20 protein-coding genes are annotated in these 26,681 nt (G+C 44.6%); 13 read left to right on the forward strand and 7 right to left on the reverse strand.

The annotated features are described in order from the left end of the window. Positions 1-19: 19 nt before the first annotated feature. From C7475_RS25790 to C7475_RS25805, 4 genes are all read left to right on the forward strand, one after another. Positions 20-784, forward strand: a complete 765-nt coding sequence (locus C7475_RS25790) for an SDR family oxidoreductase (RefSeq protein ID WP_255412669.1) — start codon at positions 20-22, stop codon at positions 782-784. A 23-nt stretch (positions 785-807) separates the two neighbouring features. Further along, positions 808-1,872, forward strand: coding sequence for a LacI family DNA-binding transcriptional regulator (locus tag C7475_RS25795; RefSeq protein ID WP_110056298.1), 1,065 nt, complete (start codon positions 808-810; stop codon positions 1,870-1,872). Positions 1,873-1,992: 120 nt separating this feature from the next. Continuing rightward, the gene (locus tag C7475_RS25800) at positions 1,993-3,192 is read left to right on the forward strand and encodes a glycoside hydrolase family 88 protein (protein WP_110056299.1); all 1,200 of its coding nucleotides are present in this window, start codon (positions 1,993-1,995) and stop codon (positions 3,190-3,192) included. Beyond that, complete coding sequence (locus C7475_RS25805; RefSeq protein ID WP_110056300.1) at positions 3,192-4,448, forward strand: DUF2264 domain-containing protein; 1,257 nt, start codon at positions 3,192-3,194, stop codon at positions 4,446-4,448. The genes C7475_RS25800 and C7475_RS25805 overlap by 1 nt, the downstream gene beginning before the upstream one ends. Here the strand turns inward: C7475_RS25805 and C7475_RS25810 are convergent. The 6 genes from C7475_RS25810 to C7475_RS25835 all read right to left on the reverse strand — a co-directional run bounded on the left by C7475_RS25810 (position 4,445) and on the right by C7475_RS25835 (position 10,889). Continuing rightward, a complete protein-coding gene (locus C7475_RS25810; RefSeq protein ID WP_110056301.1) occupies positions 4,445-5,122 on the reverse strand; it encodes a response regulator transcription factor in 678 nt (225 codons plus the stop codon). The two genes, C7475_RS25805 and C7475_RS25810, sit on opposite strands and share 4 nt — an antisense overlap. Further along, the gene (locus C7475_RS25815; RefSeq protein WP_110056302.1) at positions 5,094-5,930 is read right to left on the reverse strand and encodes a sensor histidine kinase; all 837 of its coding nucleotides are present in this window, start codon (positions 5,928-5,930) and stop codon (positions 5,094-5,096) included. Before C7475_RS25815 ends, C7475_RS25810 begins: the two co-directional genes overlap by 29 nt. Further along, positions 5,900-6,595 (reverse strand): hypothetical protein, encoded by a 696-nt coding sequence (locus tag C7475_RS25820; protein WP_110056303.1) that lies wholly within the window; start codon positions 6,593-6,595, stop codon positions 5,900-5,902. The genes C7475_RS25815 and C7475_RS25820 overlap by 31 nt, the downstream gene beginning before the upstream one ends. 158 nt (positions 6,596-6,753) lie before the next feature. After that, positions 6,754-7,212 (reverse strand): hypothetical protein, encoded by a 459-nt coding sequence (locus C7475_RS25825; RefSeq protein ID WP_110056304.1) that lies wholly within the window; start codon positions 7,210-7,212, stop codon positions 6,754-6,756. 766 nt (positions 7,213-7,978) lie between these two features. Continuing rightward, entirely contained in the window at positions 7,979-8,482 is a 504-nt protein-coding gene (locus tag C7475_RS25830; protein ID WP_110056305.1) for a hypothetical protein, read from the reverse strand. Positions 8,483-8,579: 97 nt separating this feature from the next. Continuing rightward, positions 8,580-10,889: a GH92 family glycosyl hydrolase gene (locus tag C7475_RS25835; RefSeq protein ID WP_110056306.1), complete on the reverse strand. Its 2,310-nt coding sequence runs from the start codon at positions 10,887-10,889 to the stop codon at positions 8,580-8,582. Positions 10,890-11,040: 151 nt separating this feature from the next. Between C7475_RS25835 and proB the strand changes: the two genes are divergently transcribed. Further along, positions 11,041-12,075, forward strand: coding sequence for a glutamate 5-kinase (gene proB, locus C7475_RS25840; protein WP_110056307.1), 1,035 nt, complete (start codon positions 11,041-11,043; stop codon positions 12,073-12,075). Between the two features lie 21 nt (positions 12,076-12,096). Further along, positions 12,097-13,344, forward strand: a complete 1,248-nt coding sequence (locus C7475_RS25845) for a glutamate-5-semialdehyde dehydrogenase (protein ID WP_110056308.1) — start codon at positions 12,097-12,099, stop codon at positions 13,342-13,344. Here C7475_RS25845 and C7475_RS25850 read toward each other — a convergent pair. Then, complete coding sequence (locus tag C7475_RS25850) at positions 13,337-15,784, reverse strand: glycoside hydrolase family 9 protein (protein WP_110056309.1); 2,448 nt, start codon at positions 15,782-15,784, stop codon at positions 13,337-13,339. The two genes, C7475_RS25845 and C7475_RS25850, sit on opposite strands and share 8 nt — an antisense overlap. A 146-nt stretch (positions 15,785-15,930) precedes the next feature. Between C7475_RS25850 and C7475_RS25855 the strand changes: the two genes are divergently transcribed. The 7 genes from C7475_RS25855 (at position 15,931) to C7475_RS25885 (ending at position 26,445) form a co-directional block, all read left to right on the forward strand. After that, the gene (locus C7475_RS25855; protein WP_110056310.1) at positions 15,931-17,427 is read left to right on the forward strand and encodes a sodium:solute symporter; all 1,497 of its coding nucleotides are present in this window, start codon (positions 15,931-15,933) and stop codon (positions 17,425-17,427) included. A 25-nt stretch (positions 17,428-17,452) separates the two neighbouring features. Continuing rightward, the gene (murQ, locus tag C7475_RS25860; RefSeq protein WP_199236290.1) at positions 17,453-18,256 is read left to right on the forward strand and encodes an N-acetylmuramic acid 6-phosphate etherase; all 804 of its coding nucleotides are present in this window, start codon (positions 17,453-17,455) and stop codon (positions 18,254-18,256) included. Continuing rightward, positions 18,253-19,446: an anhydro-N-acetylmuramic acid kinase gene (locus C7475_RS25865; protein WP_110056312.1), complete on the forward strand. Its 1,194-nt coding sequence runs from the start codon at positions 18,253-18,255 to the stop codon at positions 19,444-19,446. The genes murQ and C7475_RS25865 overlap by 4 nt, the downstream gene beginning before the upstream one ends. Before the next feature lie 113 nt (positions 19,447-19,559). Then, a complete protein-coding gene (locus C7475_RS25870) occupies positions 19,560-20,306 on the forward strand; it encodes a DeoR/GlpR family DNA-binding transcription regulator (protein ID WP_110056313.1) in 747 nt (248 codons plus the stop codon). Positions 20,307-20,469: 163 nt separating this feature from the next. Next, complete coding sequence (locus tag C7475_RS25875) at positions 20,470-23,592, forward strand: SusC/RagA family TonB-linked outer membrane protein (protein ID WP_110056314.1); 3,123 nt, start codon at positions 20,470-20,472, stop codon at positions 23,590-23,592. Between the two features lie 19 nt (positions 23,593-23,611). Further along, positions 23,612-24,904, forward strand: coding sequence for a RagB/SusD family nutrient uptake outer membrane protein (locus C7475_RS25880; protein WP_110056315.1), 1,293 nt, complete (start codon positions 23,612-23,614; stop codon positions 24,902-24,904). A 182-nt stretch (positions 24,905-25,086) separates the two neighbouring features. Further along, positions 25,087-26,445, forward strand: coding sequence for an alpha-L-fucosidase (locus tag C7475_RS25885; protein ID WP_110056316.1), 1,359 nt, complete (start codon positions 25,087-25,089; stop codon positions 26,443-26,445). Positions 26,446-26,681: the final 236 nt, after the last annotated feature.

Below are 26,681 nucleotides of genomic sequence, written 5' to 3' on the forward strand. Positions count from 1 at the left end.
CAGTATAGATACTAACATGATCTTACAATCATTTGACCTGACAGGTAAAACAGCGCTGGTAACAGGTTGTAAAAGAGGAATAGGAATGGGCATGGCCGTAGCGCTGGCTGAAGCAGGAGCAGACGTAATAGGCGTATCAGCATCGCTGGAAAAGGAAGGCAGCGAAGTAGAAAAGGCTGTGAAGGCTTTGGGACGTAAGTTCTACGGTTATCAGTGTGATCTTGGCAACCGTGAAGCACTGTATGCTTTCATTAAAGAAGTGACGGAAAAGCATCCTGTAACAGATATCCTGGTGAACAATGCAGGCACTATCATGCGCAAGCCTGCAGCAGAACATCCGGATGAGTACTGGGATGAAGTGATCAATATCAACCTGAACGCACAGTTTATCCTGACCCGCGAAATAGGTAAAGGAATGATAACCCGTGGCAGCGGAAAGATTATCTTTACAGCATCGCTGCTCACCTTCCAGGGGGGCATTAATGTACCTGGTTATGCCGCCAGCAAAGGAGCCGTAGGTTCACTGGTAAAGGCCTTTTCCAATGAATGGGCAGGTAAGGGCGTGAATGTAAATGCTATTGCTCCCGGATATATTGCTACTGATAATACAGCTGCCTTACGTGCAGATGAAAAGCGCAGTGCTTCTATCTTGGAGCGTATCCCCGCAGGCCGTTGGGGCGAACCTGCCGATTTCAAAGGGCCTACTGTGTTCCTGGCATCTGCCGCATCCGACTATGTGCATGGTACCATTCTGACTGTTGACGGAGGATGGATGGGGCGATAAAAATTGCACCTGAATAATGATCTATGAGCAAAAGAACAGAAAAGACAATTGTTGATATTGCGGAGGAGCTGAAACTTTCCGTATCTACCGTTTCCCGTGCGCTGAACAATCATCCGAACATCAGCACACGCACAAAGGAAAAGGTGAAGAAGATGGCGAATAAGCTCGGTTACCGGCCCAATGCCATGGCTGCTGGTTTGCGGAACAATAAAAGCCGCACCATCGGACTGGTAGTGCCACGTATCTCCATGTTCTTTCCTGCTACGATCAGTACTGTCATCCAGAATAAATTGCACGAACATGGGTATCATGTGCTGATCTGTCAATCCAATGATTCACTGGAACAGGAGATAGCGCTGGCAGAAACCTTATATTCTACCAGGATAGATGCACTTGCTGTTTCCAGTACACTTTACACAACTGATTTTTCACACTTTGATATCTTCAAGGATAATAATATTCCCCTGGTATTCTTTGACCGTGTACCGAAAGACTACAAGGTAAAAGTGGTTAAGGGGGACGATTATCTGGGTGGTTATACAGTAACAGAGCACCTGATTGAAAAGGGATGTAAAGACATTGTGCATATCTCCGGCCCATTAACATGTAGTCTGTATACAGAACGTGTGGCCGGATATAAAAATGCCTTGCGCAAACATAAGATCCCGTTTAAGAAATCAAGGATCTTCTACCAGGAACTTACCAAAGAAAATGCCTTGCAAGCCTGTGAAAAGATCTTTGCCCGGCCCCCTTATCCGGATGGTGTATTTGCTGCCAATGATACTACAGCGATCACTATTCTTGAGTATTGCCGGAAGAAGAACCTACGCGTGCCTGAAGATATCAAGATAGTAGGGTATTCCAATGACCCGCGTGCAGAGATCATTACGCCTTCTATTACTTCTGTTGACCAGTTCCCTGCCATCATGGGAGAGCGTGTGGCGAAGGCATTACTTGAATTATTACAACAACCGGGAGCGCCGCAACGTTACTCTGAAGAGTTGGTGCCTATCCAGCTGATAGAGCGCGCCTCTTCAGCTGCTCCTGTTTCAACATCTAAAACGACCGTAAAGAAGAAAGCAAAATAAAGCAGGCCGGTTCCCCGCAACATGCCTGTTCATCACTATCTGCATGAGTGCAAACGATTGCGGAAATATAATTGGTAAGTAACCGCAGAATTAGTATTGCGGTCAATAAAATTACACGAGATGAAAAAACTACAACTCCTTTTCTGTGCATTCCTGTTGTCGGGTAGTATCACTACTGTATATGCCCAACAAAACAGCCGCAAGCAGCAAATGACCGAGCTTGCAAATAAGACGCTCGACCTGGCTGTACGCCAGTATAAACAAATGATGCAGCATGTACCCGATAGCGTATTACCCCGTACTACCAACAATGCTGATGGCAGTATGGTGACGGCTAAAACAAATTGGTGGACTGCAGGCTTCTATCCCGGTACACTTTGGTACCTGTTTGAATATTCAAAGGATAATACTTTGAAAGAGGAGGCAATTAAGCGTACCGCGCAGGTGGAAAAAGAAAAGAACAACAAGGGAACGCACGACCTGGGTTTTATGTTGTACTGCAGTTCCGGGAACGCGTATCGTATCACCAAAGATCCTAAGTATAAGGAGATATTGCTGACAAGTGCCCGTTCACTGTCTACACGTTTCAATCCTACAGTAGGTTGTATTAAATCATGGGACCATGGTAAATGGCAGTTCCCGGTGATCATCGATAACATGATGAACCTGGAATTACTGACCTGGGCTACCAGGGTGAGTAAAGATCCTTCTTTCGACCGTATTGCACGTACACATGCTAATACGACTATCAAAAATCATTATAGACCTGATTACAGCTCCTATCATGTAATTGGATATGATACCACAACAGGTGCTGTAGTAGCAAGGAATACCGCCCAGGGAGCTAACGATACTTCTGCATGGTCACGCGGACAAGCCTGGGGACTGTATGGTTATACCATGATGTTCCGTGAAACGAAAGACAAGGCTTACCTTGAACAGGCAAAACATATTGCAGATTACATCCTGGGGCATCCACGCATGCCGGAAGATCTGATCCCTTACTGGGACTATGATGCTCCCGGTATCCCGAATGCAAAAAGAGATGCGTCTGCAGGTGCGGTAGCTGCATCTGCACTGCTTGAACTGAGCCGTTATACAAAAGGTGACGTGTCTGCACGTTACTGGAAGGCAGGGGAGAATATGCTGGAAAGCCTGGCTAGTCCAGCCTACCTGGCAAAGGAAGGGGAGAATAACAATTTCATCCTGATGCATAGCGTAGGTTCAATCCCGCACAATTCAGAAGTGGATGTACCACTCACTTATGCAGATTATTATTTTGTTGAAGCTTTGTTACGATATAAACAATGGGCTAAGTAATGCACAGACGTCACTTCATAAAAGCTGTTCCATTAGCCGGTATGGCCGGAGCGGTAAAATCAGGCAACTTCCTGCAGGCAGCACAAATGCCTGCAGGAAGTGCTGCTTTTAAGGCAGACAGGGAATATTGGGTACAGCTGTTGACCCGTATAGCAGAACCGGTCATGAAAAATCTGAGCCAGGGGCAACTCCGGCAAAGGATGCCTACAGAAAAAGCGCCGGGTTACAATAAGCCTGTTGAAAAGGTGACTTACCTTGAGGCTTTTGGGCGTACTATGGCCGGTATTTCTCCCTGGCTGGAACTTGGGGTCGACCAGACTGCCGAAGGGCAAATAAGGGCTCGTTTTATCGATTATGCGTTAAAGGCGACCGCACAGGCAGTGCAACCGGGTGGACCTGATTTTATGAACTTCACGGGGCAATTTGATGGTCAGCCATTAGTAGATGGCGCCTTCCTGGCACATGCCTTTATCAGGGCGCCCAAACAATTGTGGCATCCTCTTCCTGCCAACGTGAAGCAACGGGTGATAGATGGCTTTAAAAGCCTGCGCAGTATCAGACCGGGATATAATAACTGGTTATTATTTGCCGCTATCATTGAAGCTGCCTTGCTGTTGTTTGGAGAAGAGTGGGATGGCATGCGGGTGGATTACGCCGTGAAGAAACACCAGGAATGGTATAAAGGGGACGGTATGTATGGCGATGGGGCTGACTTCCATTTTGACTATTACAATGGTTTCGTGATACAACCCATGCTGGCGGATATTCTGAAAGTCTTGTCCGGGGCAGGTAAGATCAACTCAAGGGAGTATGATCAGACCATCACGAGGATGCAGCGTTATGGCGTGATCCAGGAACGACTGATATCTCCGGAAGGTACGTTCCCGGTTGTAGGCCGTTCAATGACGTACCGGAATGCTGCTTTTCAGCCATTGGTACAACTGGCATTATATGAGCAATTACCGGCGGAACTGAAACCTGGTCAGGTGCGGGCGGCACTGACCGCTGTAATGAAGAACATCTTTGAAACGCCTGGTACGTTCGACAAAGATGGTTGGCTGCAATTAGGCTTTTGTGGCCATCAGCCGGAAATAGCAGATGTATATACATCCACCGGCAGTTTATACCTGTGTACCACAGGTTTCCTGGCATTAGGATTACCAGATGAAAATGCTTTCTGGACGGCTTCCTCCGAAGAGTGGACCGCGCAAAAAGCATGGGCGGGCAAAACAGTGAAGAAAGACCATGCGCTTTAGTCGGTATTGATGTCTATCAGTCCATACCTGATGCCGAAAATAACAAGCCCTACACGGGTCTTAACTTTCAGTTTGTCACAAAGACTGCTTTTATAGTCATCAATGGTTCTGGGACTTACAAACATCTTTTGTGCTATTTCTTTATACGACAATTCTGTACAAAGAAATTGCAGGAATGTCTTTTCCTTTGGTGTCAGTTCTATTTTTTCGCTGAGTGATAATACATCTTTCTGCAGTCCGGATATTACTTTTCCTGAGATGTAATCAGGCAGATAAAAATCTTTCTTAATAATAGAATCAAAGGCCTCTTTCAGATCGTCTGGTTCAACGTTCTTCATGATATATCCTTTGGCGCCGGATTTTAACATCTTAATGATTACTGACTCGTCGTTCAGCATGGAGAGCGCGAGCACTTTGATCTGAGGGAAATGGTTGTTGATCCAGGTAGCAGTTTCATAACCGTTCATACCGGGCATATTCACGTCCAGTATGAGTATATCGGGTAATTGTAACTCACGGTTATTAATGATCTTAATCACTTCTTCTCCGTTACTGGCTTCAAAAAGAATGAAGTAGTCGGCAAAGGTGTTAATCAGTCTGCCAAGTGCTTTCCTAACGAGCACATGGTCATCGGCAATGGCAACACTATATTTCGCTTTCCTGGTTATGCTCATGGAATGATTGTTTATTTACGGGTATAGTGATACGAATGGCGGTTCCGCTATTTTTCGCACTATTGATATGGAAGGTGCCTCCTATCAGGGATGCTCTTTTTCGAATGTTCATTAATCCCAGTCCTTTTAAACTTTCCTGTTGGGCAAATAAGGCCTCAGGATCGAATCCGACGCCATTGTCCTTTATCTCCAGGACGATAACATCTGTTTTATGGGATAGTCTTACTTCTACTTTGCTCGCTTTGGCATGTTTCACGATATTGTTGAGCATTTCCTGAACAATCCGGAAGAGTATGATTTCCGTCTGATGGTCCAGCAGGTTCCGTATGTCGGCAAAATTAAAAGAAGTTTCGTACAAATTGGTCCTCTTCAGTCGCTCCAGTTCAAAATCAATGGAGTTGGCAAGGCCTATTTCGGTGACACGGTCAGTATGTAAACTGCGTGAAAGATCTCTTAGTTCTGTGATGGCTTTTTGCAAAGCCTTCCTGCTTTCTTCTATGTATTCCTGCGCCTCGCTGTTGTTCTCTACCGGTACTGTCAATAAAGATAGTGCTACGAATGTGAGGGATTGCCCGATGTTGTCGTGTATCTCCTGAGACAAATGCCCGAACACATTCTCCTGAATTTCAAGTTGTGATCTTAATAGTTCCTGTTCATACCTTTCTTTCATTAAGCTGAGTTCCTGCACCTGTGCCTGCCTGCTCTTCTGATTAAGTATCAACATAATAACAATGAAGCCTACCAGTAAAACAAGCAGGAAGAGGGACGTAAAAATGACTAGGAATACCTCCTGAAAATCAGATTGCATATGAACGAAATGCTGAACAATAAATATAGGATAATATTTACCATAAGGTTGATGAAATAAAGCGTCTTATAGTTATAAAATGGCATTAGTGATATTGCATTCAGTACTCCCGTCAATGGCGGACTGCAGGTGTAAAAAAAGAGCAGGCCTGTAGATACCCAAAAGGCAGGCTCCTTTAACAAGCTATGCGGTCCGGGATATTTGATACGCTCATAAAAATAACAGATGCTGGCTGTTACTACAATAATACAGCCGGATAGAAAAGTATAGGTATTGAAAGCAGTGTTAAGTCCCTGGATAAGGAACAGATTTATAAGTGACAAGACCGGATATACTATCATGAGCACTCCCATAATACTGATCATTCTTGCATTGATCATAAAAGACCTGAGCAGGAAGATCAGGTAGGTAAAGTTGATGATCGCATAAAAGTTATAGAAGATCAGGTTGCGTTTACTATGGATGCTATACCACCAGGCAATCACTTCCACGACAATAGTTACCAGGATATATATAATGAATGAGTTCAGATACCGTGGCGGATCTTTCTGTAGTTTAGCCAGCAGTGCTGTAACAAAACAGATGATCATGATCACTACAGCCACTGGCAACCGGTACAGAGAAGTATGGGAAAACAGGAGTATATGTGTATGTACGCAGGACATAGAATATTGGTGGCAAATGTTTTAAACTGTTACTAATGACTTGTATGCGGCTGGTAAATTAGTAAAAGTGTAGGTAAAATAATTTCGCGTTCTGGTAAAAAAACTGCCGGATGGTTAATCCGGCAGCTAGGAGTACGATTTATATGGATGGGGAAACGCTAATTTCCAGCAGGCTGAAGCTCAACAGTTCTCTGGCCCATTCTGCTTTGATCGCCTGTACATGCCGGTGGACAGGGCAGCGCAAAGTTAAAGGCTATTATTTCAGGCCCCTCCGGTGTAGAAATATACAGGTCCTTACTTTCGGTTTTACCGGTTTGACTGGCTTTCTGTTGAGTAGCTACAAAAACCACCGTCTGTCTGTCCTGAAGTAGGATGTTTTCAGGGAAAACAGATGGGTAAACCCCAAAATAAACCCTGATACCATCTGCACCAGCCGCTTCAGCAGTCTCAATATATTGCTTCAACCCTTCCAGGCTGTACCATACGCTGAGAGAGTCAGGCTTGCCCAAGCGCTCTGAATTAGCCTTCCACCTGTTCTCTACATAATTTTCGCGCAGCATGGTAACGTGCTTTTTGTCTACGAACTGACCTGCTTTCATGGTTTTTGCGGCTGACATAAGATATTTATTTTAGGTTTACTGAATCTCATTAACAACCTAAAACTAGGTTTTAAAAGATATGGGAATCTCTGTAATCTTATGATAATCATAACATTACAATCATGAGAAATTTATAATTACTTTTAGTTCAGGTTATATATAATTTTATATAATATAAAAACCGTGTATTTATGCTACTTTTTTGTATAAATATGAAGAATTTTCTGCGTTAATAACGGTGTAAATTTACCGTACAATATCGGTGTGAAAAAAAATTCACATATAACTGCAGCTTTTTCTGAGCCTTTGACCTCAAAATTGGGCACTTATTATATATAGCCTGAAAATCGGTGAGCGTTAGACCGTGAAATACCGGTTATCTATTTACCGTGATTCACGCAGTTTACATTCACATGTTTATACATTTCCTCTTGATTCATTGCCGGTTTTTTCTCCCCACTTACCTGTATAGGAATTGCTGTTTATCAGGTATTTATCTCTTTGAAATGCTCTATTGGCATGACTAACAAGCATTTTGCTCCACCGATATTTATTTTGGTGTTGTAACAGGTATCTCTAAGTGAAGAATCTGGTGTCCCGTTTACGCTTCCGTTGACGTCTACCGGAAGTTTATTTTCTCTAATATTGAGAAGGCAATTAAGCCTGAATGCTGATTTAAAATATTGTACCCTTTGAAAACCCTAATTGTATTGTCCCCCCCAAAGTACCATAACTGGCCTGCTTTTTAGCAGGCCTTTTCATTTGTATAATGTCTGCTTACAAACTACGTTCTACCTTCAATGATATACTCCTTCAGCGCCGGAAGATCATGAAAGAAACGGAACGAAATGACAGTTTCGGCTGTTGCATTTGCTGCCGGACTAAATAGTGTCACCTCCGTTTCACTCTCCGTAATCCAGGCGTTTTGTGTTCCTGCCTGTGCCTTCCCTATAGACGGCTCTCCGTACAACTGACTCAATCGCCATGCCAGTTGTTCATTAGCCTCCTGCGGATAGAGAAAAATGCGATTGATAAATCCATTTTCATTAACGCCGGTAAACAAATGCTGTAGGTCGATGCCGGGATCATCCCGCTCAATTGTGCCTCTGGCTATTCCGTTAAATGCATGATAGTGAGCGGCATCAGGGTAAACCCGGAACTTATTTTTACCGGTATAGGAGGGAAAAGGTAACATGCCGGGTATCTGCCCCGGCTTTTTGCCCAGCTGTATATCACCAATGCCCAGGTTGTGGAACCTGAAGCTGTGCTGATGTGGGATCGCTTTCATATATGTGGGTTAGTACATATAAATTTACGTAAAAAGAAAAAGGGATGGATAAGAGGCTATCCTCCCATCCATCCCTCTTTGCTATGTGAAAAGCGGATTATTTTTTTGGTTTTGCTCCCATCTGGAAGACAAGACGTCCTCCCTTCATGATGTCTGCATGGCTGATACTGTTGGTCTGCAATGGCTGACCGTTTAGCGTCACTTTCTGCACATATACGTTCTTATCACTCTGGTTAGGTGCTTCTACAGTGAATGTATTACCGTTCTCCAGTTGAATGGTAGCTTCCTTAACAGCTGGACTTCCCAGTATATACTGATCAGAACCAGGACATACCGGATAGAAACCGAGAGAAGTGAAAATATACCAGGCGCTCATCTGTCCACAGTCGTCATTACCTCCTAATCCTGCTGAGCCGGTGTGATACATTTTCTTCAGGATCATACGCACTCTTTCCTGTGTTTTCCATGGTTCACCTGTCCAGTTGTAAAGGTAGGCTACGTGATGTGATGGTTCGTTTCCGTGTACATAGTTACCGATAATACCATCACGGGATATGTCTTCAGTTTCAGCGAAGAATTCATCCGGAAGATGCATAGTGAACAGGGAATCCAGATGTCCGGAGAACCTTTTCTTACCTCCGTTAAGTGCTATTAGCTCTGCAGGATATTGTGGTACATACAGGCTATAATTCCAGGCATTACCCTCAATGAAGCCCTGGTTGTCAGTTTTCAGCGGATCAAATGCTGCACGGAATGTACCGTCATTCAAACGCGGACGCATATAACCAATGCTCGCATCATATACATTGCGGTAATTCTGTGAACGTTTGATGAATTCATCATAGATATCCTGTTTGCCCAGTTTCTTCGCGATCTGCGCTATACACCAGTCGTCATAAGCATACTCCAGCGTCTTGGACACAGATGCGCCGCTTTTATCTTCAGGTACATAACCTTTATCAATGTAATAACCAATACCATCGTAAGTACGATGTCTGGCTGTTGTTACACACGCTTCCAGCGCCTTCTCTGCATCAAAAGGTGCATTGCCTTTAATGATCGCGTCAGCAATAAGAGACACGCTGTGATAACCGATCATACACCAGTTCTCGTTCGCGTAGTGTGACCATACCGGCAGCATGTGCTGTACGCTCTGGTCGTAATGCGCCAGCATTGACCGGATCATGTCAGCATTACGTTTAGGCTGTATCACGTTGAATAATGGATGCAACGCCCTGTAAGTATCCCACAGTGAGAATGTAGTATAGTTGGTAAAGCCTTCTGCTTTATGGTTGTTCTGGTCCAGTCCGCGGTAGCTGCCATCAATGTCCATATAGGTTGTTGGACTCAGGAATGCATGATACATAGCGGTGTAGAAACTGATCATTTCCTCATTGCTGTTAAGCTGTGCGGTGATTTTATGCAGTTCTTTATTCCACTGAGCCTGTCCTTCCTGTTTTACTTTTTCAAAATCCCATCCTGGTATTTCAGCACGCAGGTTGGCCAGTGCGCCTTCAGTACTTACAGGAGACAATGCAAACTTGATCTTCACTTTTTCGCCTGCCTGTACTTTGAAGTCAAACCATGCTCTGATCTGCCTTCCCGCCATTTCAGGGAAATCATGCGCTACATCAAACTTACGCCAGAAACCTTTGTACACATCATTAGCATAGTTCTGATGACCGTAGTGGGAGATAGGTTTGGAAAAAGACATGGCAAAGTATTCTGTCCTTGTACGCGCCCATCCGTTTGTTTGACGATAACCTGTAACCAGGGTATCGTTCTCCACTCTTACAAATGTCCAGACGTTCTTGTTGCCATAGTTGTAAATGCCTGCCATCAGATCCAGTACGATATGTGCCTGGTCTGTTGCTTCAGCAAAAGTGTACTGGTGAAAGCCCACACGGTTGGTAGTGGTCAGTTCAGCAGTGATGTTATATTTATCGAGTTTTACTTTATAGTAATCTGCTTCGGCTATTTCGTTATCATGTGAGAAGGTGGAGCGGTAACCACTTTCAGGATTGCTGGCAGTGCCGGGATTCAGGTACAGTTTACCTGTAGTCGGCATGATCAGGAAATCGCCCAGGTCAGAGTGACCGGTACCGCTGAAATGAGTATGACTAAATCCTGTAATGGTCTTATCAACATACTGATAACCTGCACAGTACTTATAAACGTCCGGATTATAACGGCCGTTCATCTCATATGGAAGCGTATCTGTTTCCGGGCTCAGTTGCACCATTCCGAATGGCACGGTAGCACCGGGATAAGTATGACCCATTTTTTCAGTACCGATAATGGGTTTTACGTACTGTACCAGGTTTTTGTCCTGCGCCTGCAGGGAAAGCTGGGTGCATAAAGAAAATGCGGTGAATAAAGAAAGACGAGTAGCCAAGCGTGCGCCCATTGTCAATAAGTGTTTTAACGATTAGATAACCTTGCAAAATAATAGTTCCGGCCTTAACAGGATGTCACAGACAGGTAAAAGACTTTAAATGAAATGTAAATAATGAAAAAATGAGGCATTTTCAATATTTTGTCGGCAAATTCAGCGAGCAGTGACGAAACCGATATTAGTAATAAAATTTGGAACAGCCTCCATTACACATGAAAATGGGGAATTGGATGAAACAATAGTAGCCTCCATAGCGAGGCAGGTAGCGGACCTGAAGGAAGAATACAATATCGTATTGGTATCATCCGGAGCAGTGGCCGCGGGCAAAAAGTACCTGAAACACTACAGTGGCACTATGAGCGAGCGTAAAGCGGCAGCCGCCATTGGTAACCCGTTGTTGCTGAGCAAGTACGCCCGGTATTTCGCCCCGTATGACGTCGCCATTGCGCAAAGCCTTTGTGAACGCAGACATTTCAGTAACAGGGCGCAGTTTCTGCAACTGAAAAAAACATATGAGGAACTCTGGGCCAGCGGCGTAATACCGGTGGCGAATGAGAATGACGTGGTGAGCGACCTCGAACTGAAATTCTCCGATAACGATGAACTGGCAACCCTGATCGCTGTTGGTTTTGGTGCTTCCATGCTGTTGTTCAGTACTTCCGTAGGCGGGGTACTGGACAGGGAAGGTAAGGTGGTGCCTAAGATAGATGCGATCGATGAATCGATTTTATCACTGGCAGATACCAAAAAATCAAACCTGGGACTGGGAGGTATGGTGTCTAAACTGACTTTCGCCCGTCTGGCCACCCGCATGGGGATCAAGGTGGTGATATTTGGTATCCATACCCAGGATGGCATTCTGAATGCTATCGCCGGAGAAACAGGTACTTTGTGCCTGCCACAGCCTTGCAGCATGCCTGCCCGTAAGAAGTGGCTGGCCAGCGGCAGTCTGGTGACCGGCAGGGTATTGGTTGACGAGGGTGCGCTGTCAGCTCTGCAGAAAAGGCGTAGCTTGCTGGCTGTCGGTGTATTGACCGTATTGGAGCCATTTGAAGGAGGAGAGGTTTTTGAGATCGTCGACGAAGAACATAATGTGATCGCAGTAGCGCGTGCAAAGGTTTCGTCTGACCTGTTGTCAGAAGATGGCAAAACACAAAACCTTGAGATCGCACACGCAGATGATATTGTGTTGTTATAAATAATGTAAAACAAGCGGAAGATGGAATCTATACAACCACTACTGGTGCAGGCGCAGGCAGCCACACGTTCTGTAAAGACACTGCCTGACGAACAGAAACAGCAATTGCTGCATAAGCTGGCTGCCCGCATCGTAGAACACACCGCTGATATCGTGGCGGAGAATAAGAAGGACCTGGATAAGATGTCTGACCAGGACCCGAAGAAAGACAGGTTATTGCTCAATGCCAGCCGTATACAACAGCTGGCAGACAGTTTGAAAGATATCGCACAGTTACCCGATCCCGCTAATCAGCTGGTGCTGGAACGAACGCTGGATAATGGTTTATATGTTCAGAAACGTACTGCGCCCCTGGGTGTGGTAGGTGTGATCTATGAGTCACGTCCCAATGTTACACTGGATGTTGCGGCACTCTGCATCAGGTCTGGCAACGTTGCTGTACTGCGTGGCGGTACAGATGCTTTCCATACGAATATCATTCTCGTAAAACTGATCCGCGAGGTGCTGGAGGAGTTTAAAGTGGACGTAAATGCTGTGCAGTTATTGCCGGTAGACAGAGCGCTGATCGGCGAAATGCTGACAGCAGTAAAATATATTGACATCATCATTCCCCGTGGTTCTCAGCAACTGATAGACTATGTACGCGCTAATTCCAAAGTCCCTGTGATTGAAACAGGTGCTGGTGTGTGTCATACCTATGTAGAGAAAACTGCCGATATCGAAAAGGCAAGTGCGATCATTACGAATGCAAAAGTATCCCGTCCTTCTGTATGTAATGCGCTGGATACTGTATTGGTAGATGAACAGGTAGCACCCGGACTATTGCGGTTACTGGCCGATTCATTGCAGGATTATGATGTGGAGATCTTTGCCGATGAAACATCATACAACATATTACAGGCATTGGAATATCCATATCTGATACGTGCCACACCCGCCGATTTCGGACGTGAGTTCCTTGACTTCAAATGCTCTGTTAAAATAGTGAATGGCGTAGAGGAAGCCCTGCAACATATACAGGAATATTCATCTAAACACTCAGAAGCAATTATATCAAAAGATACAGCTATCAGTGAGCGCTTCCTGAATGAAGTGGATGCCGCTGCAGTATATGTGAATGCTTCCACCAGGTTTACAGATGGTGGCGTATTCGGTTTAGGCGCCGAGATAGGCATCTCTACGCAGAAATTACATGCACGCGGGCCGTTTGCATTGGAGAAACTGGTGACTGAAAAATGGTTTGTAAGAGGAGATGGGCAGGTTAGATAACCAGCTCATCTACCTTTTTAAAATCATAACCTTGTTGTTTCAGATAACTGATCAACGCATTTAACTGCAGGTAGAATTTATCTTTTCTTCTGGCATCAGTGCCGGCGTGGATCAATAGTATCACCCCATTTAACTTTCCCGGCCTGTTCTTTTCAAATGCTTTTACAGATCTTAAAATGGCGTCGCTGCTTTTATAAGAGGCGCCCATCTGCGGATAGGTGTAATCCGCATTACTGCCCGTTCCTGGTGTAAAACAGACGATCTGTAACCCTAGTTCTTCAGACCATTGAGCGACCTTATTATTCCACCATTCATAAGGCGGAATATAAGAATGCACCTTTGCTGTATCAATACCGAGTTGTTGCATCTTAACCAGGTTCGCTTTTATATCAGCCGTAAATCGCTCTTGTGTTACGAGCAGACTGTCCCGCTTTTTCCAGTCGCAGTATAACAGGTGTTTGTCTGAATGTGGCCCCAGGTAATGCCCATTGGCATATAATCGTTTAATATCCTGTTGAAAGTGTGTATTGCTATAGAAATTCCCCGTAAAGAAAAACGAACCTTTCACTTGTTGGCGCTGTAGTGTATTGGTGATGTGACTTAAGCCATCTCCAAATTCATCGCCGGTAAACACTAAAGCAATTTCCTTTCTGGTACTATCCATTCTTGTAATGCCACCTTGTGTAACGGTATAACCTTTTTGTCTGGCAGCGTTTTCCTGTGCAGCAAGGAGATAGATCAACACTGCAGTACCATCCATGGTAGGTTCATTGGTGCTATAATCGCCATAGTCGTCATGATATACAGCCAGGTCACTTTGGAATTCCGCGTATTCATCAGCGTCCTGCAATTGTATGCCGATGAGGTTTTTAAAGATGTTGGTGTACACAGGGCCATCTACCAATCCTCCGTCAATCGGGTATTGTTTCAGGTGAGTAAAAGAGGAGTGAGGATCTGCCGGTGTATCTCCATGTTCTGGTAGTCCGTAGACCATAGCTGTGCCCCACGGATTGCAACCGAAGATCCAGTCAAAGCAGGCCTGTTCCAGTTGTAGATATGTCGTATCTCCGCTCAGCTGCCGGTACCAGTAACACTGGATAGCAAAAGCCACAGTAAGATTATTGCTGCACCAGATAAAAGGAATACCACGGTAGAAAGCATTTTGTGAAGCCTTACGCCAAACACGTTCAATACCTTCTTTATAGTAACTGATCAACGTATCTTTTTTCGTTCCGGTTGATAGTTTGGCCAGCTCTGCATGCCCCTGATTGATGAACGGGTACCACTGATAATGTCGGGCAGTATCGTGTCCCAGCCAGGGAGTAACTGCTTCCTGTCGCGCGAAGGTCCAGGCTTTATCGAGATAGACGCCACCCAGAGAAGCTGCTGCCAGTTCCATATCGTCTGTCCAGTTATCTTCTTCATAGAAATAAGGCGAACGTCCAGGGGCTGTCTGACAAACACCAGGTTTATTGATACCGAGTTGATAGGCAGCCTTTGCTTTATATTGTAATGTATCGGCGTAAGATGGTTGCAAGGGACTGAATAGCTGTGTGCCAAGTGCAAAGCAGCTACTGAATTTTCCTGCGGTGGAAGCTACGCCTGTACTGCGGTTCTTATACTTTAATAATCCCTGGGGCTCGCCGGTACAGAAGTAGACAGGGCGCTCCAGTCCGCGGCCATAGAAATTCGTATCCTGCTTTGGAATACGCATCCCCTGGTGATCACGATCATCGCCTACCTGATTGTACATCCTGTCATCCTGCGGATTCATTTTAATGAGCCAATCCAGGCCCCATTTTGCCTCATCCAGTACATCGGCAATACCATTGTTGCCCGACAGTCCATTGGCCTGTAATGAGTCTGTAAATACGTTTGGGAAGTCCCGGTGCGCTGCCAGCAGATGCCAGGTAGCATTAGCGGAGGTGGTAACATATTGCAGATAATCTGAAGCGTCATGCCACCCCCCTGAAACAGGCACAAACACGCTATCGGGTCCATATACCGGGAAGCCATCATGTGTATGGCAGGAATCTTTCAGGAAAGGATTAAAGCCATTCCTCTGCTGACGCATGTAACGGAGACAGAAGTCCGCAGCGCCTTTATATACATCATCGCTAATGGTAAATACAGGGGACTTTGCTCCACCTGCCTGCAGGTAATACTGGCCGGCGGCAGTAAAAGCAGAGAAGTCCAGCCGGCTGGTTTGCCGGAAAGGGCCATATGCTCCTGCAGCCCTGCCTGCCGCATGTTTGAATACAACACGGCCGGTGCCGGCGTTAACCAGTTCAAAATATTTTAATGTATCTTGTTCTTTACTGCACCATACTGCAACTTTGCTGCCCTGAGGCGCATAACCAAGCTGGTTAATGCGTATCCAGCCGGCAAACATAGGAAGACTGATAAATGCAGACAATACCAGCAGGAACAGCTTTTTCATATGCACGTGGTTTTGGTGGAAGTACTGTGAAAATATAAATTTATTCGTTTTTCTGCATAGAATTCTGCGTTTTTTGCGTTTTTGTATTTATATTGAAATGTGAATGTGCGTTTTTATGCGGCTTTAATCAACTGAAATTCTACTTTATGACACCAGGCCTTTTGTTTTCTATTGTCATTGCCTATTTCGTTATTCTATTGATCGTAGCCTGGTACACTGGCCGCAATTCAAACAATGAATCTTTCTTCATAGGCAACCGTAATAGTAACTGGATGCTGGTAGCTTTCGGCATGATCGGCACTTCACTGAGCGGCGTCACTTTTGTAAGTGTACCGGGAGATGTAGGCAAGACCGCTTTCGGTTACATGCAGGTTGCATTGGGTAATATGATGGGGTATGTTGTGATCGCATTTGTGCTGCTACCTTTATATTACCGGTTAAAGCTGACCTCTATCTATAATTATTTCAGTACTCGCTTTGGTAACAAGTCTTATAAGACCGGCGCTTCCTTCTTTATTTTATCAAGAACGTTGGGCGCTACTGCCAGGTTATACCTTGTGGTAAATATCCTGCAGAACTTATTGGAAGAAGCATTCAAGGATCAGTTCCAGGTGCCTTTCTGGCTAACTACAGCGATCATCCTGTTGATGATCCTCTTGTATACTTTTGAAGGTGGTGTGAAAACGATCGTGTATACTGATACCTTGCAGACCACTTGTATGCTGGCAGGACTTGTGATCTGTATTATTTATATTCTTAACCGCCTTGATCTGAACATCGGCAGTAGCCTGCAGGCGATGGGAGAGAGAGGAATGTCTCAGATATTTTTTACTGATCCGAATAGTCCGTTGTTCTTCTTCAAACAGATGCTCGGTGGGGCGTTCATAACGATCACAATGACAGGAATGGACCAGGAAATGATGCAGAAGAACATCTCTGTTAAACGGTTGGTGGATGCACAGAAGAACGTAATGACATTAAGCCTGATCTTCGGTGTAGTGATCCTCATGTTCCTGTTCCTCGGTGGATTATTATACCTCTATGCTGAAACTATCGGTGTAACAGCAGCTTCCGACCAGTTGTTCCCCACACTCGCATTGGATGCACAGCGTATGCCGGCGGCTATTTCTGTGATCTTTATCATTGCATTGATCTCGGCATTATTCCCCAGTGCAGATGGCGCTATTACCGCGCTGACTTCTTCATTCTGTATCGATATCCTGAATATACAACGTAGGAATGATCTGTCAGAGAAGGAGCGGAAGAGGACGAGACAGTATGTGCATCTGGGCTTTACCTTCATATTCCTGCTGATAGTTTTGGTGTTTAAGTATATCGACAGCCATAGTATGATATCTGTGATACTGAAGGTAGCATCGTATACTTACGGACCTCTACTGGGGCTATTTGCTTTCGGTATCCTGACCAAACGTGTAGTGAAAGATAATATGGTGCCGGCAATTGCAGTCGCAGCGCCTATTCTTTGTTATGTGCTTGAAATGTTCCAGACATATCTTTTCAAAGACTATAAGATCGGTTTGGAATTACTTGTCATCAACGGATTGTTGATGTTTATTGGGTTATGGATGACTTCCGACGTCTATAAGAAAAAGAAGAAAAAGAAAAAAGGACAGCTATCCTGATCTGTAAAACTTAATGTTAAGAGCTATGCTTACAACTGAAATGTCTTCCCGTTTTAATGACCTGGAGAAGATGAGTGTCCGTGCCCTGCTGGAAGGGATAAATAGCGAAGATGCTACGGTGCCACAGGCAGTAGCGAAAGCAATTCCGCAGATAGAAAAACTGGTAATGGCAGCTGTGGAGAAAATGAAAGAGGGCGGGCGCCTGTTCTACATAGGCGCCGGTACCAGCGGAAGATTAGGCATCGTTGATGCATCTGAATGTCCGCCGACATTTGGTGTGCCGCATGAACTGGTAGTGGGTATCATTGCAGGAGGCGATAAAGCCATTCGTAAGGCGGTAGAGTTTGCAGAAGATGATAAGCAGCAGGCAGCCAAAGACCTGGATAGTTTTAACATCAATGACAAAGATGTCGTAATAGGTATTGCCGCATCAGGCACTACGCCTTACGTGATCGGTGGTGTGAAAACCATGCGTGAAAGAGGGTTTATGACGGGTTGTGTTACCTGTAATATAGGCAGTCCGCTTGCTGCAGCAGTAGAATATCCTGTTGAAGCGGAAGTAGGAGCGGAGTTCCTTACCGGCAGTACCCGCATGAAATCGGGCACGGCACAGAAGCTGATCCTGAATATGATCTCCACCTCTATTATGATTCAGTTAGGACGAGTAAAAGGGAATAAGATGGTCGACATGCAGCTGAGCAATCATAAGCTGGTGGATCGTGCTACACGGATGGTGATGAGTGAACTAGGCGTAGACGAAGCAACTGCACGTCAGCTGATAGCAGAAAAAGGAAGTGTAAGGGCAGCAATAGAAAGCAGGAAATCATGAACAGAAATCTACAGCAACTATTTACCATTGCACAAAAGCCGGTAAGACGTATTATTGGATTAATGTCCGGTACATCGCTGGATGGACTGGACGTTGCATTGTGTGCCATCACCGGAAGCGGAATGGATACAAGGGTTACGCTGGAACATTTTGACACTGTTCCTTATCCGGTAGCAGTGAAAGATGAGATCAGGAAAGTATTTGCAAAGGATATGATATCTTTTCAGCAGCTCTGCCTGTTGAATCCATGGCTGGCTGGTCTGCATGCACAATGGATATTAGAGTGCCTGAAGAAATGGAATGTTGCAGCAAGGGAAGTTGACCTGATCGCGTCCCATGGACAAACAGTTTATCATAGTCCGAAGATATTACACCGCTTGCCGGAATTTCCGAATGCTACTTTGCAGATAGTAGATGGTGATCATATTGCTGTAAAAACAGGCATCATCGCCTTAAGCGATTTCAGACAGAAACATATTGCAGCAGGTGGAGAAGGTGCGCCACTGGCTTTATATGGCGATTATTGTCTCTTCTCTGAAAAAGGAGAGGACAGGGTTATGCTGAATATGGGAGGTATCGCTAACTTTACTTATCTGCCTGGAGATCTCAATCCGGGAGGTGTGTTCGTAACAGATACAGGTCCGGGAAACACATTACTGGATACATTTGCAAGAGAGTATTTCCAGGTGGAATATGATAAAGACGCATCATTCGCCAGGCAAGGTACTGTGAATGAAAGTTTGTTAACAACGCTGAAGGCGAATCCATTTTTCAAAGAACCATTTCCGCGTACCACAGGACCTGAATTATTCAGCAAGGCATATGTAAGAGCTGCACAGGATTCTACCAACACTACTGCGCTTTCTTCTTATGATATGATGGCTACACTCACGCGTTTCAGTGCAGATACGATCACGGATGCACTGAAGAGCATACTTCAGGAGGGCAAGGATTATGCGGTGTATGTAAGTGGAGGAGGCGCACACAATCCACTATTGACGGGCTGGATCAGGGAAAGCTTACCCCGTTTGAAAATGCATACCACCGGAGAATTGGGTATAGCAGGTGATGCGAAGGAAGCAGTACTATTCGCCATACTTGCCAATGAAGCGATCTGCGGAGAATGTATCAACTTCGGCAAATCCGGTATGCCTGCAATTACAATGGGAAAGCTGTCATTTCCCGCATAAACCCGCATTATTTAAATTATTCCTGCTAAAAGCAGCAAAAAAGTGCGGGTTATATTTTGCTTTCTGCGTTTTTTTGCCGAAATTCAACTTGAATTCAACCAAAGTCATCTTAGATGTTAAAGGAAGAACGCCACGCTTATATACTTCATCAGGTAAACCTGCACAATAAGGTGTTGTCCTCTCATCTGAGTGAACAGATACAGGTATCAGAAGATACCATTCGCCGTGACCTTGCGGAATTAGCACAGGATGGAAAGATCATCAAGGTACATGGCGGCGCATTATCCAATTCATTTCATCAGGGTATAACATCACAGGATGTATATGCCGTAAAAGATAAAAAAACCATTGCTTTAAAAGCCGTCGAATTGATACATGACGGTATGTTTGTATTAACTACGGGAGGTACCACTATCGCAGAACTGGCGCGTGTGTTGCCTCGTGACCTGCAGGCTACTTTTATTACCGTAAGCCTTCCTGCAGCTTTTGAATATGCCAATCACCCGAATATAGAGGTGATCGTGATCGGCGATAAGTTATCAAAAGGATCAAAGATAACAGTAGGAGGTGAGGCCATTTCAAAGATAAAGATGATCAAAGCCGACCTGTGTTTTCTGGGAAACAATGCTATTGATGTGGAAGATGGGTTAACCGACAATGACTGGGATGTAGTACAGGTAAAAAGAGCGATGATCAGCACCGCTAAAAAAGTAGTGGTATTAACCATTTCAGAAAAAACAGATACATCCGAACAGTTGAAGATCTGCGATGTGGAAGAGATAGATATATTAATTACAGAGCTGCCACCAAACGCCAAGAAATTGCAGCCATATAGAAAGAAGGGTATACAGATTTTATAATAAAACAGCTTATTATTTATTCCGGCGATATTACGGGGGCTTAACGAAATACGTAAAAGCGCTTATCAACCAGCCTGTAATCAATCAGTTATTCAAGGCAAATATTCCTGAAGAACAGGAGATATCCATGCTATTACTTTTCGCTTACTATTAAAAATCAGTTATGAGAATGTATCAATTATTCCGGCTTGCCAGATGCAGGTATCTGCTGCTTTTGCTGGTCATGCAATGCTTTACTGCCGTTGCTGCTTTTGCGCAGGTAAAGCTATCCGGTAAAGTAACCGATGAAACGGGAGCCACATTGCCCGGTATCACCGTGACTATTAAAGGAACTAAACTTGGTGCTACCACATCAATAGATGGGATCTACACTATCAATGCCGATCTTAAACCAGGTACTTATACACTGGTGTTTACAGGGATAGGTTTTGAACAAAAAGAGGATGCAGTGACCATTGGTAGTGCTACCTCTTATTCACTTAATCAGCAGTTGACCACATCCGTTTCTAAACTGGATGAAGTAGTGATAACTGGCGCCTCTCTTGGTACTACACGTAAGCAGTTGGGTACATACATCAGCACCGTGAAAGCGGAAGAGTTGAGTAAAGGGGCTACAGGTAACGTTTTGTCTGCATTGCAGGGAAAGACTGCCGGTGCACAGATCACACAGAACTCCGGCGATCCTGCTGGCGGTATGTCTGTAAAACTACGCGGTATCAGTACCATCAGCGGTTCTACTGAACCTTTGTATATTATTGATGGGGTGATCATCGATAACTCTACTACCCGCGTAACAAATGCAGATGCTTCGTATGCAGGTGGTAACTTCGCAGGTAACGTTGGTCAGAACCGTATGGTGGATATCAACCCTTCAGATATTGAAAGTATAGAAGTCCTGAACGGTGCTGCTGCCGCTGCTATTTATGGTTCACGCGCTAATGCCGGTGTAGTACAGATCTTCACTAAGAAAGGGAAAGGTGGTGCTCCGGTTGTCAGCTTCTCTACCAGCTTCAATATCAACGAACTTCGTAAAAGACTGGATGTAAATCAGGCGCCTGTTAAGTTTGGTGGTACACCTGATATATCTACGCAAACCATTCTTACAGACACCATTGTCCGTACAACACCGGTACAACGTTATGACTACCAGGATTACATCTTCAGAACAGGTGTAGGTACTGATAATAACGTGTCAGTAACAGGCGGTCAGAATAAAACAAGATATTATGCATCCGCAGGATATCTATATAATCAGGGTATCATCAGAAATACTGATTTCAACCGCTACAGCTTCCGTTTGAACCTGGACCAGGAGCTTACCAAATGGATCAGTTTTAATGCTTCCATGAACTACATCTATAGTAAAACAAATGAGAAACCTGACGGTAACTCCTTCTTCTCACCAACTAACTCAGTGACCATCATTGGTAACTATTATGATATTCATCAACGCAATTCATTGGGCAATCTGCTGGCGGTAGGTGAACGCGGACGTGTTAATCCGGTTTCTATTATTGAGGATTTTCAACAGCAACAACAAACCAACAGATTGATCGCAGGTGCTGGTTTAAAAATTACCCCGATCAAGAACCTGACTATCGATTATCACATGGGTATTGATAATTACAGTCAGGACGGTACTACTTTTATTCCTCCTTTTGCATATAATGTAAGCCTCGGTTTCTTCGGCGGCGGCGCATCATTGGACCCTACGCAGAATGGGTACGCGAGTACGGGTATTAATAATTCCTTCCTGATCAACCATGATGTGAACGTCACTTATGATGCTAAGATCACCTCTGATCTGTCATCAGTTACACAGCTGGGATATTCACTGCAATATCAGCGTCAACACTATTCCCTGCAGCAGGGAAGGGGTTTACCTCCTTTTGTGCAAACAGTGAGTGGTGCTGCTACTCCTATCACAGGGTCGGATGAACGTACACGTTTATCTATCTCCGGTCAGTACATTCAGCAGAACTTTAAATACCGCGATCAGTTGTTCATTACAGGTGCATTGAGAGTAGACGGTTCTTCCGTATTTGGTGAAGATGAGCGTAATCAGCTTTATACTAAACTGAGTGGTAGTTATGTTTTGTCAGGCACTGATTACTGGAAAAGCCTGAACGTATCAAGCTGGTGGAACCTGTTTAAACTCAGGGCTGCCTTTGGTCAGTCGGGTAACCTGACAGGTATTCCTGCTTATGGCCGCTTCAATACCTATAGAGCAGTAGCTTTTATCGGAGCCGCTTCTTTCACTTCTCCAACGACTTATACTAATCCTGATATCAAACCTGAAAGGCAACAGGAGTTGGAGTTCGGTACTGATCTGGCATTCGTGAATAACCGTATCAATCTGTCTTTTAACTACTATACCAAGAAAGTGGAAGATCTGTTGATAGCCCGCGCTATTGCACCGACACAAGGTTACAGCACAAGACTGGATAACATCGGTTCATTGCAGAACAAAGGGATCGAAGTTGTACTGAACGTAGTGCCTGTGAAGAGTAAGAACTTCAACTGGGATATGACTGCTATCTTCAACCGGAATAGAAATAAAGCGCTTGACATTGGCCAGTCTATCCTGTTGTATTCGACAGTGAGCGGTGCACCTGTTGCCATTGCTAATGGAGAACCGATAGGCTTCTTCTATGGTACTTTCTTTGCAAGAGATGAAAACGGTAATCAGCTGACCAAACCTAACGGCATACCTGTTACGGAGGCTGGTGTACAGAATTCACCATTCACTTATACACCAGCAAGGGATCCTAATACTGGTTTACCACCTACTACTGGTGTAACTGCTTTACAGAAGAAGATAGGCGATCCTAATCCGGATTGGACAGGTACCCTTACTAACGACTTTAGCTATAAAAGACTTAGCCTGCATACACAGCTGGATGTGGTACAGGGAGTGGATGTATTCAATGCTGATTTCAGAACAAGACAAGGTGTGGATAACGGCAAGATCGCAGAACAGGAAGACCTGGGATTATTACCTCGCGGATTTATCGTAGGTAACTATAACATCCAGGAATGGAGAATAGATGATGGCTCTTTTGTAAAACTGAGAGAAGTGGCGCTGAGCTATAATTTTGGTAAGATCAAAGGATTGAGCGATCTGACGCTTACAGTGGGTGGCCGTAACCTGTATTCATGGGATGATTATAAAGGCTATGATCCTGAAGTAAATGCTGCCGGACAAAGTACCGTACTGCGTGGTATTGACTTCGGTAGTGTACCGGCTCCCAGAACATATAATGTAGCGCTTCGTGCCAGATTCTAAATCATCAAAAAGTAGTTTTATGAAAATGTATCTCAATAAATACAGCCGTTCTTTTCTGGCAGGTATGCTGCTGTTAGTCGCCGCGTCCTGTAAAAAAGAATATACTGATCCCTCCGGCCCGGCCTCTGATGATGCTATCAGCACAGCGAATGCATTGACAGACGTTGCGGTAGGATTACAGAACTGGTACAGTGCAAACAGAACAAGTACGATATATACCAGTATCGCGACCTCCACGCTGCTGACCCGTGGCACATATGTGGTCAATGCAGGTAATGCAGATGAAGGTCAGTTGAATACCGGTGCTGCCGCTGTACAGAATACGAACGCCGTTGTTACCGGTATGTGGGCGGTATCAAACAAGATCATCTTTGATGCTAACCGTGTGCTGAATGCTGTGGATGATGTTGTGCCTGAACCGGGATATGCGAGTGGCGTAATCGCTTATGCATCTATATTTAAGGCTATGGCACTGGGTAACATGGCAATGTTCTGGACGCATGTTCCGGATACTGCCGGTGTTGCTGATGTATCTTTCATTACCAGTCAGGAAGGGTACAGAAAGGCAGTGCGTGTGATAGATAACGCATTGAGTGCAGTGAATGCGAACGCAATCAGTGCAGGCTTTAAAGCAAACGTGCCTGCCGGTATAGACATAGTGAATACACTGTATGCACTGAAGGCGCGTTATGCTTTATTCGCAGGCGATTATGATATTGCACTGGCAGCAGCTAACCAGGTGACAGCCTATTCTACCTTCAATTATAATTCGCTGATCACGAACCCAATCTTCACACTGGTTACCGCTACCAATAATATCTACCAGGTAGTAGATTCTACACTGGGCCTTCCGGTGGGGCTTCAGCCAAATCTTGCAGATAAGCGCATCCCCTTTTACGTGGCGATCGGTGCTAATCCGCGTTACCGTGTGAAAGGGTTCTTTACCGGAACAACGCAGAGCATTCCTTTATATCTGCCTGGTGAGATCACATTGATCAAAGCGGAATGTTATGCGCGTAAGGATAATCTGGTAGACGGTTTGATTGAATTGAACAAAGTGGTGACCAAACAGCCTGCTGAAGATCCATATGGTGTAGGTGCAGGACTGACAGGTGAAGTTGCCGCCACTAAAGATGCCTTGCTAACGCTTATCTATAAACACCGTCAGATAGAATTGTTTATGGGTGGTATGGCACTGGAAGACCAACGGAGGTTTGAAAGACCGGTAGCCGAGCGTAAACGTACCTGGCTACCGTTCCCATTTGTTGAAAGAAATGATAATGCAAACATTCCGGATGATCCGGCATTCTAGAAGTATAAACATTTTAAAGAGGGCCGGACCTGTTCCTACAGGATCCGGCCCTTCTCTTTAGCGATAAGTTTTTATTTAATATTGTGTAATCAGGAATAGTTTGTTATTTTAGGAATTCCGGGTGTCGGTTTGACACCTGGTGATAATACAGGATTGCTTTCCTAAAAACCGCTGATTCCGTTATGAGAAAACATTGCCTATTGCTGCTGACAGCAATTTTATGCTGTTCCCCTTTTGCATTTTCACAGAAAAGGATTGGGTATGAAAAACCGGGAGATCAGGAGAAAAGAATGGCCTGGTGGACGAATGACCGTTTTGGTATGTTCATTCACTGGGGATTATACGCCCTGCCTGCCCGTCATGAGTGGGTGAAAAAGTATGAGAAGCTGACGAGTGAAAATTATCAGAAGTATTTTGAGCAGTTCAACCCAGACCTGTATAATCCAAAGGAATGGGCAAAGGCGGCAAAGGCTGCCGGTATGAAGTATGCAGTGATCACGACCAAACATCATGAAGGGTTCTGCATGTTTGATTCTAAATTCACAGACTATAAAGCTACTAATACGCAAGCGAAAAGAGATCTCATTAAAGAATGGGTCGAAGCTTTCCGTGCAGAGGGCTTGAAAGTAGGGTTCTATTATTCCCTGCTGGACTGGCATCATCCTGACTTTACAATAGATAAACATCATCCGCAGCAACCGGCAGACAATAGTGATAGTGCTTATGCGCGATTGAACCAGGGCAAGGACATGAGCAAATACCGCGAGTATATGCACAACCAGGTGAAGGAACTGCTTACTAATTATGGTAAGATCGACATCATGTGGCTTGACTTTTCTTATCCCGGTAAGAATGGTAAAGGCCATGATGACTGGGGCTCTGAGGAGTTAATGAAGATGATGCATAAATTACAGCCTGGTCTGATCGTGGATAATCGTCTTGATCTGAATGATTATGAGGATGGTTTTGACTTCGTAACGCCTGAACAGGTAGTGGTATCTGAATGGCCTACTGTTAATGGAAAAAAAGTAGCCTGGGAAACCTGTCAGACATTTTCTGGTTCCTGGGGTTATCATCGTGATGAAGATAGCTGGAAGAGCCCAAGCCAGCTGTTACAATTGCTGATCGGATCTGTAGGTAAGGGTGGTAATCTTTTGCTGAATGTAGGTCCTACAGCCCGCGGCTTATTTGATTATCGCGCTACCAACGCATTGAATGCGATCGGGGAGTGGATGCAACTGAACAGTAAATCCATCTATGGTTGTACGGAAGCACCGGAAGAATTTAAGGCGCCGCAGGGTACAATGCTGACCTATAATCCGGTTACGAGGAAACTCTATTTACATGTATTTGTATGGCCACTCAATAAGTTAGTGCTACCTGGATTTGATCAAAAGGTTAAATATGTTCAATTCCTGCACGATAATTCAGAAATAAAGTATCTTGGAAAGGAAAACCAGGGTAGTAAAGATATTGTGCTTACACTGCCATTGAAAAAGCCTCCGGTAGAAATACCAGTTATTGAGTTGACTTTGAGATGATCCGCTATATATATTAAACCTACAACTGAACAACAGCCTGTTCCTTTTTTCGGAGCAGGCTGTTTGTATTTTGTTAAACACTGTTTATCTATGCTTACAGCTGCGCAATGACCTAATACTGTTTTAACATCCGTTAAACTATAAAATGCTGGCAGTCATATAATAATTTGCAGGAGTATAAATACTTTTTTGTAAGTTCCTCCTCTGGATTTTATAAGGAAGCTAATAATTCAAAT

The organism is Chitinophaga sp. S165, assembly GCF_003182155.1.
Classification (GTDB): domain Bacteria; phylum Bacteroidota; class Bacteroidia; order Chitinophagales; family Chitinophagaceae; genus Chitinophaga.